Origin of the sequence: Sphingomonas sp. GC_Shp_5 (genome assembly GCF_026540855.1) — a bacterium.
In the GTDB taxonomy this organism is placed as follows: Bacteria; Pseudomonadota; Alphaproteobacteria; order Sphingomonadales; family Sphingomonadaceae; genus Sphingomonas.
Genome location: NZ_JALNUP010000002.1, coordinates 267,879 through 280,405, shown reverse-complemented (window position 1 = coordinate 280,405; position 12,527 = coordinate 267,879). Strand labels below are relative to the sequence as shown.

Annotated in this window: 15 protein-coding genes; 4 read left to right on the top strand and 11 right to left on the bottom strand. The window is 66.7% G+C overall.

What is annotated here, in order from left to right; all coding sequences use genetic code 11:
* Positions 1-100: 100 nt before the first annotated feature.
* The gene (locus OXR60_RS03400) at positions 101-1,150 is read left to right on the top strand and encodes a mannose-1-phosphate guanylyltransferase/mannose-6-phosphate isomerase (protein WP_267394039.1); all 1,050 of its coding nucleotides are present in this window, start codon (positions 101-103) and stop codon (positions 1,148-1,150) included.
* Positions 1,151-1,223: 73 nt separating this feature from the next.
* Here OXR60_RS03400 and OXR60_RS03395 read toward each other — a convergent pair whose 3' ends face one another.
* The 9 genes from OXR60_RS03395 to groES form a co-directional block, all read right to left on the bottom strand.
* Positions 1,224-1,808, bottom strand: coding sequence for a glutathione S-transferase N-terminal domain-containing protein (locus OXR60_RS03395; RefSeq protein WP_267394037.1), 585 nt, complete (start codon positions 1,806-1,808; stop codon positions 1,224-1,226).
* A 20-nt stretch (positions 1,809-1,828) separates the two neighbouring features.
* On the bottom strand, positions 1,829-2,287 hold the full coding sequence (locus OXR60_RS03390) for a DUF3429 domain-containing protein (protein ID WP_267394035.1): 459 nt from the start codon (positions 2,285-2,287) through the stop codon (positions 1,829-1,831).
* A 185-nt stretch (positions 2,288-2,472) separates the two neighbouring features.
* Positions 2,473-3,444, bottom strand: coding sequence for a M12 family metallopeptidase (locus OXR60_RS03385; protein WP_267394033.1), 972 nt, complete (start codon positions 3,442-3,444; stop codon positions 2,473-2,475).
* Positions 3,437-3,778, bottom strand: coding sequence for a hypothetical protein (locus tag OXR60_RS03380; protein WP_267394030.1), 342 nt, complete (start codon positions 3,776-3,778; stop codon positions 3,437-3,439). Before OXR60_RS03380 ends, OXR60_RS03385 begins: the two co-directional genes overlap by 8 nt.
* Before the next feature lie 5 nt (positions 3,779-3,783).
* Positions 3,784-4,041 (bottom strand): hypothetical protein, encoded by a 258-nt coding sequence (locus OXR60_RS03375; protein ID WP_267394028.1) that lies wholly within the window; start codon positions 4,039-4,041, stop codon positions 3,784-3,786.
* Positions 4,042-4,055: 14 nt separating this feature from the next.
* On the bottom strand, positions 4,056-4,829 hold the full coding sequence (locus OXR60_RS03370; RefSeq protein ID WP_267394026.1) for a DUF2589 domain-containing protein: 774 nt from the start codon (positions 4,827-4,829) through the stop codon (positions 4,056-4,058).
* 15 nt (positions 4,830-4,844) lie between these two features.
* Positions 4,845-5,450, bottom strand: coding sequence for a DUF2589 domain-containing protein (locus tag OXR60_RS03365; protein WP_267394024.1), 606 nt, complete (start codon positions 5,448-5,450; stop codon positions 4,845-4,847).
* A 248-nt stretch (positions 5,451-5,698) separates the two neighbouring features.
* Complete coding sequence (gene groL, locus OXR60_RS03360) at positions 5,699-7,342, bottom strand: chaperonin GroEL (RefSeq protein WP_267394022.1); 1,644 nt, start codon at positions 7,340-7,342, stop codon at positions 5,699-5,701.
* 94 nt (positions 7,343-7,436) lie between these two features.
* Positions 7,437-7,724, bottom strand: coding sequence for a co-chaperone GroES (gene groES, locus OXR60_RS03355; RefSeq protein ID WP_037532998.1), 288 nt, complete (start codon positions 7,722-7,724; stop codon positions 7,437-7,439).
* 241 nt (positions 7,725-7,965) lie between these two features.
* On the opposite strand from groES, the gene sppA reads away from it, so the two are divergent.
* Both sppA and OXR60_RS03345 read left to right on the top strand, forming a co-directional pair.
* Positions 7,966-9,840 carry a signal peptide peptidase SppA gene (sppA, locus tag OXR60_RS03350; protein WP_267394018.1) on the top strand — a complete coding sequence of 625 codons (1,875 nt, stop codon included), beginning with the start codon at positions 7,966-7,968 and terminating at the stop codon, positions 9,838-9,840.
* 10 nt (positions 9,841-9,850) lie between these two features.
* Positions 9,851-10,426, top strand: a complete 576-nt coding sequence (locus tag OXR60_RS03345; protein ID WP_267394015.1) for a GNAT family N-acetyltransferase — start codon at positions 9,851-9,853, stop codon at positions 10,424-10,426.
* 42 nt (positions 10,427-10,468) lie between these two features.
* Here the strand turns inward: OXR60_RS03345 and OXR60_RS03340 are convergent, their stop codons facing one another.
* On the bottom strand, positions 10,469-11,098 hold the full coding sequence (locus OXR60_RS03340) for a TRIC cation channel family protein (RefSeq protein WP_267394013.1): 630 nt from the start codon (positions 11,096-11,098) through the stop codon (positions 10,469-10,471).
* A 168-nt stretch (positions 11,099-11,266) separates the two neighbouring features.
* On the opposite strand from OXR60_RS03340, the gene OXR60_RS03335 reads away from it, so the two are divergent.
* Positions 11,267-11,707 (top strand): hypothetical protein, encoded by a 441-nt coding sequence (locus OXR60_RS03335; protein ID WP_267394011.1) that lies wholly within the window; start codon positions 11,267-11,269, stop codon positions 11,705-11,707.
* 81 nt (positions 11,708-11,788) lie between these two features.
* On the opposite strand, the gene OXR60_RS03330 is transcribed toward OXR60_RS03335, so the two are convergent.
* On the bottom strand, positions 11,789-12,418 hold the full coding sequence (locus OXR60_RS03330; RefSeq protein WP_267394010.1) for a hypothetical protein: 630 nt from the start codon (positions 12,416-12,418) through the stop codon (positions 11,789-11,791).
* Between the last annotated feature and the right edge of the window lie 109 nt (positions 12,419-12,527).

The window sequence follows — 12,527 nt, the reverse complement described above, 5'->3', positions numbered from 1 at the left end:
GCAAAAGACAAATAAAGGCTGAACGTGGGACACAGATAGCCATTCCGGTTCGGCCGCCGACGCGATAGGGTCCCCCGGAAATCAGGAGTTTTCACCCCACATGACGATCGTTCCCGTGATCCTGTCCGGCGGATCGGGCACCCGGCTCTGGCCGATGTCCCGCCCCGAGATGCCCAAGCAGATGCTCGCGCTGACCGCCGAGGAGACGATGCTCCAGCTCACTGCGCGGCGCGCGCATGGCGAGGGCTTCGCGGCACCGATCATCGTCGCCAATGCCCGCCATGCCGATCTGATCGACGAGCAGCTCGCCGCGGTCGGCGCCAACGCCCAGGCGGTGATCCTCGAGCCCGCAGGTCGCAACACCGCGCCGGCAATCGCGCTGGCGGCGCTTGCCGCCGGTGGCGAGAATGCGCTGCTGGTGATGCCGTCCGATCACGTCATCACCGATCTCAACGCCTTCCACACCTCGATCCAGGCGGCGATGCCGCTGGTCGCCGAGGGCTGGATGGTCACCTTCGGCATCAGCCCGGATGCTCCCGAGACCGGCTATGGCTGGATCAAGATCGGCGACGAGATCAGCGGCGGCGTCCACCGCGTCGAGCGGTTCGTCGAAAAGCCGCCGCTCGATCGCGCGGAAGAGATGCTCGCCTCGGGCGACCATGCCTGGAACGGCGGCATCTTCCTGTTCCGTGCCGACATCTTCCTCGGCGAGCTCGCCGCGCACGCGCCGGGCATCGTCACCGCGGTGACCGATTCGCTTGCCAAGGCGCGGCGCGACGGCACGCGCATCTATCCCGATGCCGAGTCCTTCGCGACCTCGCCGTCGGATTCGATCGACTATGCGGTGATGGAAAAGGCCGAGCGGGTCGCGGTGGTGCCGGTGGCGATGGGCTGGAGCGACGTCGGCAGCTGGGACGCGCTGCATGCGATCAGCGATCTGGACGTCGACGGCAATGCCCATGGCAGCACCGGCAGCGGCGAAGTGCTGGCGATCGAAACCGAGAACTGCCTGGTGCGCTCGGACGGCGTGCGCGTCGCGCTGGTCGGCGTCAGCGACCTCATCGTGGTGGCGAGCGGCAACGACGTGCTCATCCTGCCGCGCGGGCGCAGCCAGGAGGTCAAGAAACTGATCGAGGCGATGAAGAAGTAAAGGGGCTTCACCTCCACACCGTCACCCCAGCGTTCACCGGGGTGACGGTAAATGGTGACGACCAGTGACTGCCCTAAAGCAGCCCCTCATGCGCCATCGCCTTGCGCACCGCCTCGCGGCCCATCATCCGCTCCTGGAACTCGCCGAGATAGTCCGGCACCTCGATCTCAAAGCGCCGCGCCCACAGCAGCATCACGAACAGATAGCAGTCGGCGACGCTCAGCTCCGGGCCGAACAGATAATCGCCGACCATGGTGTCGGACAGATAACGCAGCCGCGCGGCGATGACGCCCTTCGCCTGCTGCCTAGCGACATCGTCGGCGCCACTCATCAGCGGCTTGAACCCCTTGTGGATCTCGCTGCCGATATAACCGAGCGCCTCGACCAGATGGGTGCAGCCCATATGGCCGGCGGGGCGGAGATGCGGCGCCTGCTCGGCGATCCAGTAGAGGATGGCGACATTCTCGGTGAGCGTCTCGCCGCTGTCGATGGTCAGCGCCGGCACATAGCCCTTGGGGTTGATCGCGGCGTAGTCGCCATCGTGCTCTGTCTTCTTGCTGCGCAGGTCGACGCGCTCATGTTCAAAGGCGAGCCCCGCCTCGTGGAGCGCGATATGGTCGGCGAGGCTGCACGCGCCTGGGCTGTAGTAAAGCTTCACTGATTTTCTCCTGATGCCGATCAGCGGCCGATCGTCCACGCCCACAGCCCGGCGAGCCCCGCTGCGCCGATCAGCAGCTGGATCGGGCGAAGCGTCGCGAAAAACGGGGGTGCGTCGCCAGCGAGCGCGGCGCGTCGATCGAGCATGGCCGCCAGGACATACCCAAGGATCAACGGCAGCAGCGCGTGGCTGGGGCGCCCGATCGCCAGGCCGAGCCCAGCGAGCACGAAGTAGCCGATGCTGGTGGCGATCGACACGGCGGTCGACGCGCCCGGGCTGCCGAACCCGTAGCCACGGCGTACCCCGGCGATGAAGGCGAGGATCAGCGCGCCCCAGATGATCCCGGCCTGGACCGCGAAATAGGCGTAGAGGTCCGGCAAGATCCAGGCGCCGAGCGCTGCCACCACCAGCGGGATCATCGGCCCATAGCCAAGGATGATGCCGTCGGTGGGGGTGGCGGTAGTCGGACGATCGTTCATGGCCGGCCAACGTGCGGAGCGCGAGGCTGGTTGCACGCATTCGTGGCTACCGCGACGGTCACCTTGTTGAGCCGACGGGTTCCGACAACGCCTCGCTAATCGCGTCCAGGCCTATGGCGATGACGACGACGCCAACTCCCCGCCTCTACCCGTTGCGCCTCCCGCCCCGTTGCCGCACCCGAACGTTACGAGGCCAAGGCAGCGAACACGCGGCGGACCTGCTCTTCAGACGCTTCGGGATGAACGCTGACCCGGGTGCCACCGGCGAGTTCGACCTCGACGCAATCGGGACATGCACGGCGCCGGCTCGCCACGGCGGCGGCGGCTTCGGGAGCGCCGGCCGCGACCGGCGCGGCGCGGGGCTTGGGATAGACCTGCGCCATGAATGCATAATCGCTCGGATCGATGTCGCGGCCACCGGGAATGCCTCGGCCATCCGTCGTCAAGCCGCCGGGAATCTGATAGCACATGATCGAATCCATATCGGGCCGCGGCGTACCCCAGAGCGATCCATCCTCCAGCGGGGTCAACACCTGCCGGATCACCTGATCCTCGCTCCAGCCCTGGGTCTGCCGATAATAATCGATCGCCTTGGCGCGATCGATCCTGGCGATCAGCTCGGCGCGCATGTGCTCGTGCGGGCAGCCCAGCGTGTGGCCGGTCTCGTGGCGGACGACACGATGGAATTCGGAATCGGGCGTCGCCATGGTGAACCCTTCCAGGTTCATGGTCTGCTTGGCCTTGTCGATCAGCAGGATATCGGTGCCGAGATACGACCAATAGCCGCCCGGCTCGCGCGAGATCCGCACCTTGGGATCGACGTTGCTTTCGGTGAAGGTGACGTTCGCCGATGCGTTCCAGGCGTTCATGTGCTGGAGGATCTTTCGGCGCAAATCGACCGGCGGGTTGTCGAGGAAGCCGACGGTGAGCGTGCAGCCGCCGCCGCGCCAGTATTTGGTGGTCAGCACCGCGATATTTTCGCTGCTGATGGCAAAATCGGGATTATTTGCGAGCAGTCGGTGAATGGCGGCCGGGTGGTTCACCGGATTTTCAGTGCGCGCCACCCGGGCGGACTCGGTCAGCAGATCATGGTCCAGATGCTTGGGGGTGCAGGCGATCGGTGCAGCGCCAGCGGCGGTCTTTGCAGGGCTAGGCATGAGACGTCCTTTCCGGGGTGAGAAGGATGGTGGCGACGGGATAGCCATCGATCGAGGCGGCGAGCCGGCTGGGCGTCCAGCTCAGGATGATGCGGTGGGCCGACCAGCCGGCCCGCTGCCGGCGGGCGCGGCGAAACCGGGCGATCCAGGGCAGGCGGACGAACCAGGCGCGGCGTGGCGCCGTGGTCCGGCGCAACTGCATGTCCCAGAAGCGCTGGCCGAAGCGGACCTGCCCGGTGAAGGCGAGCAGTTCCATCCGCACCGCGGCAACCTGCGCGCCCTCGACCACCGGCGTGTTGCCCGCGGCGATCAGCGAGGCCGCCAGATCGCGCATCCGGATCAGTCCCTCAGCCAATCCGGCTTCCTCGGGAAGCCGATGTGGTAGCAAATCCACTGCAGCACCACGGGATGCTCACCGATGTTGAGCAGCTTGAACGACTTCTCGATTCCGATGATCTTGCCCCGGGGATAATCGTTAAGGCAGCGATTGAGCAGGTCCGCCTGGACATCGAGATCCTCCTGATGGTGCAGGGCTTCGTGATGGGTGCTGCCCAGCGTGACCCGCTTCACGAAGCCCACGTCGGTCATGTCGAACATCGCGGCGGCGCAGATCAGGCGTCGGCCATCTCGCGAACGCGGTAGGTATGGCCGGGCTCGAGATCGATCGGCGTCGGCTCATGATCCAGCACCCGGTCCTTCGCCTCGAGCGTGTCGCCGGCTGCGATTGGCGTGTTGCCCGTCGCCGGCGTGGCCGTCGTCGGCGTGATTGTCTTGGGGGCGATGGCGGTGTTCATCATGTCGAGCACGCGGGCGAGCCCCTCGGGCATGCCCTTGTCCATCGCGCGCACCTGGACGTGATATTTCGCGGTCTGGTCGGTCGAGCGGGTGTTCTCCTTGTGGGTGGCGACCGAGCCTTCGACATGGACCTTGAGGCTGAACGGGCCCCAGCCGACGCTGGCATCGGCTGAGAATTTGCCGGACTTGTCCTCGCTGTCCTTCGAGGATTCGGAGTTCTTCACCTCCATGTCGAAGCTGATGTCGACCGTATCGATGCCTAGCGCGGGTACCTTGACGATCGCGAGCAGCGGCACTTCCAGCGACACCGTCTCGGTGGGCACGATGCCGTTGGCGTCCGCCGCGGCCCCGGCGGCGGGTCGGTTGAACCGGAACTCCACGGTGCGCACGTCGAACGACTTGGGGTCGAACACGATCTGCCCGTCGGGCCCGGGCACCGTTCCCTGCTTGGGCATGAAGCCCACCTGCTGGATGAACTGCGCCGTGGCGTTGGCGAGGCGCACCTGCGCGTCGCAGGCCGCCATCAGCGGTCCGCCGATAAGATCCCCCATCGGCAGCCCACGAAACTGGTCACCCATATTGATCGGCATGCGCTTTCTCCTTGGTCAAACCACCTTGTTGAGCTGGGTAAGCAGGCGGAGCAGCCCTTCGCTGACGGGCTTGGCTTCCACCTTGATCGAGATGCGGGCGGTTGGGCCGCTGGCGTCGGTGCGGCCACCGATGCCGACGCTGAGCCCCATCGCCGGTCGCGGCCGCAGCAGCGCCGACGCGGCCAGCGGCGAGCGTTCGGCGCCGGGCGCCGGATCGCCGTCGAGCGACATCGCCGGCACGTCGCGCGGCGCGCCGCCTGGCGCCCCTGGCGCGCTGGCGGCATCCGGCCCGCTGGTGATGATATCGCCAAGCTCGACATCGAGATCGACCGTCATCTCTTTGATCGCGAGCAGATTGCTCTCGACCAGCGACAGCAGCGGCACGCCGAGCTGGACGTAATCATCGCCGCCGGGAGACGGCAGGGCTTCATCGGCCTGCGACGATGAAGCAGCGACACTTTGAGGCTTGGGAAGCTTGATGTCGAAGCTGATCGGCCGGCCGTTGCTGTCAAAATAGCGGCCCACCAGATCGAGGAAGTGGCGTTCGACCACGCCCTGTGCATCGACGATGGCGCCGGCCACCGATCCGATCAGGTCGTGAAGTCCGACATTGCCCGCCACCTGGCATCCCTCTCCATCCCGGGCCTATCGGCCGCCGGAGCGCACCTTTGGCCGCTTTGGCCCGGGATGGTTAATAGTACCCGCACCATAACGGGTGAAGCTGCGCAGGATGCATCCGCTACGGCAGCATCGGTCAGGGGCGACGTGTCGGCAGTATTTCCGGGACTGCGGCGCGCACGCAAAAAGGGCCGGGAGTTTCCCCCCGGCCCTTCTATGTTGCTTCAGCCTGGTGGCCGAGCGGCAGGGACTTAGAAGTCCATGCCGCCCATGCCGCCCATGCCGCCGCCGCCCGGCATCGCCGGTGCCTTGTCTTCCGGCAGCTCGGACACGGTAGCTTCCGTGGTGATGAGCAGGCCGGCAACCGAGGCTGCGTTCTGCAGCGCGGTGCGGACAACCTTGGTCGGATCGATCACGCCGGCCTGGACCAGGTTCTCGTAGGTGTCGGTCGAGGCGTTGAAGCCGAACGACGTGTCCGACTGGTCGAGCAGCTTGCCCGATACCACGGCACCGTCATGACCGGCGTTCTGCGCGATCTGGCGGACCAGGGCGGTCAGCGACTTGCGAACGATGTCGACGCCGCGCGTCTGGTCGTCGTTGATGCCGCTGACGCCTTCGAGCGCCTTGGTCGCATAGAGCAGCGCGGTGCCGCCACCGGGGACGATGCCCTCTTCGACGGCTGCGCGGGTTGCGTGCAGTGCGTCGTCGACGCGGTCCTTGCGCTCCTTGACCTCAACCTCGGTCGAACCACCGACCTTGATCACGGCCACGCCGCCGGCGAGCTTGGCAAGACGCTCCTGGAGCTTCTCACGGTCGTAGTCGCTGGTGGTGTTCTCGATCTGCGCACGGATCGCTTCGGTACGGCCCTTGATCGAGTCGGCATCGCCAGCACCATCGATGATGGTGGTGTTGTCCTTGTCGATGGTGACGCGCTTGGCGGTGCCGAGCATGCCGACCGTGACGTTCTCGAGCTTGATGCCCAGGTCTTCCGAGATCATCTCGCCCTTGGTCAGGATCGCGATGTCCTCGAGCATCGCCTTGCGGCGATCGCCGAAGCCCGGTGCCTTGACCGCTGCGACCTTGAGGCCGCCGCGCAGCTTGTTGACGACCAGCGTGGCCAGAGCCTCACCCTCGATGTCCTCGGCGATGATCAGCAGCGGACGACCCGACTGAACGACGGCTTCCAGGATCGGGAGCATCGCCTGCAGGTTCGAGAGCTTCTTCTCATGGATCAGGATGTACGGGTCGTTGAGCTCGACCGTCATCTTCTCCGGGTTGGTGATGAAGTAAGGCGACAGATAGCCGCGGTCGAACTGCATGCCCTCGACGACGTCGAGCTCGAAATCGAGACCCTTCGCTTCCTCTACGGTGATCACGCCTTCCTTGCCGACCTTCTCCATCGCTTCAGCGATCTTCTCGCCGACTTCACGATCGCCATTGGCGGAGATGATGCCGACCTGGGCGACTTCGGCCGAACCCGAGACGGGCTTGGAACGCGCCTTGATGTCCTCGACGACCTTGATCACGGCGATATCGATGCCGCGCTTCAGATCCATCGGGTTCATCCCGGCGGCCACCGACTTCATGCCCTCGCGGACGATCGCCTGGGCGAGCACGGTCGCGGTGGTGGTGCCGTCGCCGGCAATGTCGTTAGTCTTCGAGGCCACTTCGCGCACCATCTGCGCGCCCATGTTCTCGAACTTGTCCTTGAGCTCGATCTCCTTGGCGACGGTGACGCCGTCCTTGGTGATGCGCGGCGCGCCGAAGCTCTTGTCGATCACGACATTGCGGCCCTTCGGCCCCAGCGTGACCTTAACGGCATCGGCGAGGATGTCGACGCCGCGGAGGATGCGCTCACGCGCGTCGCGGCCGAATTTTACGTCCTTGGCTGCCATGATGGCTACCCTTTCAGATGTGCGTCACTCCGGCGATTGCCGGAGCCTTGCGGTAATGGGAAACCCCGGCGCGCTGCCGGGGTGACGGGAAAGATCAGCCGACGATCCCCAGGATGTCGGATTCCTTCATGATCAGCAGGTCTTCGCCGTCGACCTTGACCTCAGTGCCCGACCACTTGCCGAACAGGATCTTGTCGCCAGCCTTGACGTCGAGCGGGGTGATCGTGCCATTCTCGGCGCGCGCGCCGGTACCGGCAGCGACGACCTCGCCCTCCTGGGGCTTTTCCTTGGCGGTGTCGGGGATGATGATCCCGCCTGCCGTCTTCTCTTCCGCCTCAACGCGGCGGACGAGGACGCGATCGTGCAACGGACGAAAGTTCATTGCTGAGTCCCTCTTTACAGTGAGTGTTACAGATTTCTGGCACTCGCGATGTGCGAGTGCCAACGACCGGGATATGTGCCCGCTCATCAGGCACGTCAAGGGAGCGGTGGCGCAAAAATGGACGCAATGGGACCGTGCCGCGACGGCCCGAGCCCTGCTTCTGTGTTGCTTGGCTAAGACGGGCCGTTGCACCCTGCCCGCTCCTGCTCTAGCGCAGGATCATTGAAGCAAGGAGCGTGACGTGAAGCTGGTTCGGGGCGCATGGAAGCTGCTGGTCGCGATCAAGGACGGGTTGGTCCTGATCGCGATGCTGCTGTTCTTCGGGTTGCTGTTTGCGGCGCTAAACGCGCGGCCGGGATCGAAGCCGATCAAGAACGGCGCGCTGGTGCTCGATCTCGACGGCACCATCGTCGAACAGCCCGAAGACATCACCGCGATGGCGGCGCTGTCCGGCAGCAAGGCACCGCAGCAGTTCCGCGCCCGCGACCTGCTGCGCGCGATCGACACCGCCCGCAGCGATGATCGCGTCAAGGCGCTGGTGCTCGATCTCGACCGCTTCGGCGGCGGTTATCCGGCGACGATCAACGAGGTCGCCGAGGCGATCCGCCGCTTCCGCGATACCAAGAAGCCGGTGCTGGCCTATGCCACCGCCTATACCGACGCCGGCTACCGCCTCGCCGCCAACGCCAGCGAGATCTGGGTCAACCCGCTCGGTGGCACGCTGTTCACCGGTCCGGGCGGCAACCAGCTCTATTACAAGGGCCTGATCGACAAGCTCGGCGTCAACACCCACGTCTACCGCGTCGGCAAGTTCAAGAGCTTTGTCGAGCCCTACACCCGCGCCGACCAGAGCCCCGAGGCGCGCGCCGCCAGCCAGCAGCTGTATGGCGCGCTCGAAGGCCAGTGGCAGGAGGCGATCGCCAAGGCGCGGCCACAGGCGCAGGTGAAGCAGTTCCTCAGCCAACCCGACAAGCTGGTGCTCGCCGCCAATGGCGACATCGCCAAGGCCAATCTCGCCGCCGGCCTCGTCGACAAGCTCGGCGATCGCACCGCCTTTGGTCGCCGCGTCGCCGCGATCGCGGGCACCGACGCCAACAAGTCGGCCGGCAACTTCAACACCATCCCCTATCAGAACTGGGTCGACGCGCATCCGCTCAGCAAGGCCGGCGACGGCATCGGCGTGGTCACGATCGCCGGCGACATCGTCGATGGCGAGGGCGGCCCCGGCGAGGCGCATGGCGACACCATCGCCAAGGCGATCCTCAATGGCCTCGCCACCAAGAACCTCAAGGCGCTGGTGGTGCGGGTCGACTCGCCGGGTGGATCGGTGATGGCATCGGAGCGGATCCGCCTCGCGATCCTCGAGGCCAAGAAGAAGGGTCTGCCGGTCGTTACCTCGATGGGCGGGCTCGCCGCCTCGGGCGGCTATTGGGTGTCGACCCCGGGCGACTTGATCTTCGCCGAGCCGTCGACGATCACCGGCTCGATCGGCATCTTCGGGATCATCCCGACCTTCGAGAACACGCTCGCCAAGATCGGCGTCACCACCGATGGCGTGAAGACCACCGCGCTTTCGGGCCAGCCTGATGTGTTCGGCGGCACCAACCCGACGCTCGATGCGATCCTGCAGGCAGGCATCGAGAACGGCTATCGCCAGTTCATCGCCCGCGTCGCCCAGTCGCGCCACATGACCCCCGAGCATGTCAACGAAATCGCCCAGGGCCGGGTGTGGGACGGTGGCTCGGCGCATCAGCTCAAGCTGATCGACCGGTTCGGCAACCTCGACGATGCGATCGCCGAGGCGGCACGCCGCGCCAAGCTCGACCCCGCCAAGGTCCACGCCGAATATCTCGAGAAGAAGCCCGGCCTCGCCGCGCAGCTCGCCGCGTCGATCAACAAGGACGACGACGACGACGCGACCGGGGGCGACGTGTTCTCCCGGATCGCCGCCGATCGTCGCGGCATGCTTGCCCAGGTGCTCGGCGACGTGCGGCGGCTGGCGTCGGCCGGCTCGGTGCAGGCCCGCTGCCTCGAATGCGGCGGGTTCGGGCCGAGCAGCAGCGCCGTTGCCGACACCCGGCTGCTCGATCTGGTGATGGCGAAGCTCGGGCTATGAGGACCTGCCTGTGATCGCGCTGCGCCCCGCCCGGCCAGAGGATGCCGCGGCAATTGCGGCGATCTATGCGCCGCACGTGCTCGCCGGCACTGTGTCGTTCGAGACGGACGCGCCAGACGCGCGGACCATGCGTCACCGCATGGCGGCATCGGACGGGCTGTACCCGTGGATCGTCGCCACCGTCACCGACCAAGGCCGCGGCGGGGCCGACGGCGGCGTGCTCGGCTATGCCTATGCCACCGAATTCTCGGCGCGCGAGGCGTATCGCTGGACGCTTGAGACGACGATCTATGTCGCCGACGTCGCACAGCGCCAAGGGCTCGGGCGGCTGCTCTACGAGGCGTTGATCGACACGGTGCGGGCGCAGGGCTTCACCCAGGCGATCGGCCGCATCGCCCTCCCCAATCCGGGCTCGATCAGCCTGCACGAGGCGGTCGGCTTCCGCCGCGCCGGCGTGTTCCGCGAGATCGGCTACAAGCACGGCCAGTGGATCGACGTCGGCTACTGGCAGTGCGAACTCGCCGAGGCCGCGTCGCCGCCCGCCGAGCCGCGGCGATTCGCCGACATCGGCGTGGTGCGCGGCTAGGTCGCAGCGGACGGCTCCGCGGTTGGGCGGGACGACCGGCGCCTATCGTTTCTCGCCATAAGCGGGCAACGCCAGCCGCCAGCGGATCGCCGCCGCGCGCAGCGCGAAGCCGGCGCCGGCGCCGATCACCGCGGCGACCGCCGCCGGCACGCCGAGCAGCACCAGCCCCATGTACAATGCCGAGGCGAGCGCCGCAGCGGTGACGTAGAGCTCCGGGCGCATCAGGATCGACGGCTCGCCGGCCAGCACGTCGCGGATGATGCCGCCGACGCAGCCGGTGACGACGCCCATCAGTGCGGCGGGCACGGGCGGAATGCCATAGCCGCGCGCCTTGGTGACGCCGTAGACGGCATAGGCCGCGAGCCCGACCGCGTCGAACCAGCCGAGCGCGCTGTCCTTCCACCAGCGTTCCGGCGTTACCCATATCACCGCGGCCATGATCAGGCAGACGGTGGCGGCGCGCGGATCGTGCACCCAGAACACCGGCGCGCCGATCAGCAGATCGCGCACGGTGCCGCCGCCGACGCCGGTGATCAGCGCAAAGAAGGCGAGCGTCACCGCGGTCTGTCCGCGCTTGGCCGCAGCGAGCGCACCAGAGGCGGCAAATACCGCCAGACCGGCCACATCGAGCCAGGGCGCAAAGGACGGGAGCAGGGACACGGGAGGGATCATCGGCGCGAGCTTAAGCGGGGATGCCGCCCGGGGGAATGGCTGGCGGGTGCCGCTTGCCAGGTCAATCGACGACCAGTGCTTGGGTCAAACTGGACCTATCTCACCGCGCGAACACCCGCATTGATGGTAGCCCATCGGCATCCATCAACAAACGACGGAGACTCGGTCATGTCCAACCATACCCCCTCTGCCATATTGTCGCGAGCGGAGACGCTCTACCAGATCATCAAGGGATATTATGTCGACGGCGGCCCTGGCCAGCCCGGCCCGCTTCTGTCGGGCGACATCACCAAGGTGATCGCCGGCGAGGTCATTCGCGATCTCGCCTTGCATATTCGTGCCGAGCGACTGCAAACCGATGTCCGGGATCTTGCCATCAACCTGATCCGCCGTGGTGCCGACGAGGTAATCAGCAATGCCGAGTCCGACGGTCCGCCGTGGACCGACCTGCCCTTCCCCTTCCCCTGGCCGCCCAAGAAGTTCAGCCCGCGCGACAGCGTGTTCGGAGGGCTCGCGCAGGGCGCGCTTGACGACGTGCTCGCCGGGGTGGCCTATCACCTGGCGGATGCGGCTAACGCGCTGGGCAAGCACCGGTCGGCGGCGGCGTGAGATCGGCGTCCGGGGGCATTAGGGCTGTCTCTCGGCCGCCCTCATGCTCGCGGCTCACGCCGGGAAGCTACAGCCGGAACGTCAGAAGTGGCGGCCGATGACCAGACTGACAACCGGATTGACCTTGCTGCCATCGCCGTCGTGCGCGCCTTGATCGGCGGTGCCGGCATAGGCCCTGCCTTTCATCGCGCCGAGTTCGAGCCCGACGTTGGTGGAAGCGCCCACGGTGCCGGCATAGCCCATGGTCAGCGCCGGGGTGGAGCGCTTGAGCCCGGCCTTGGCGGTGGGCGCGGTCGCCGTCCGCGGCACCGCGAGCAGCGCCCGCGCGCTGGCGTCGGGGCCCGCGATCGCGCCACCGCTGGAGGCGCCCCGGACATCGTAGAAGCGGCTGCCCGCGGAGACCCGGAAGCCCTTGCCGTCCACCGGGTAGAAATCGATCATCGAGCCGGCAAGCCGCTGGTGAACGCGGTCCCGCGCGCCGAGCGGTCCCTGCGGCACGGTGGCGACATTGGTGCGGACCCGAAATCGTGCCGCGATGGCTGACGAGGTCTCGCTTGACCGCGCCAGGGTCAGCGTGTTTGGCGCGCGGGCTGCCTCGCGCGCCGGATCGAGCGGCTGGTGATCGTCGAACGGGCGTGGACCATGTTGCGCAGCCGCGGGTACCGCCGCGACACAGGCTACAACAATGGCAACGTCCCCGATAAATCGCATATGCTCTCCGGCATCAGCGGCGCTGGTCCGATCCCCATCGGTCCGGCTACCCGCGTAACATGGCTTTGGTGGCCAACCCATGGAGGTTGGTTACGGGCTTGCAACATTG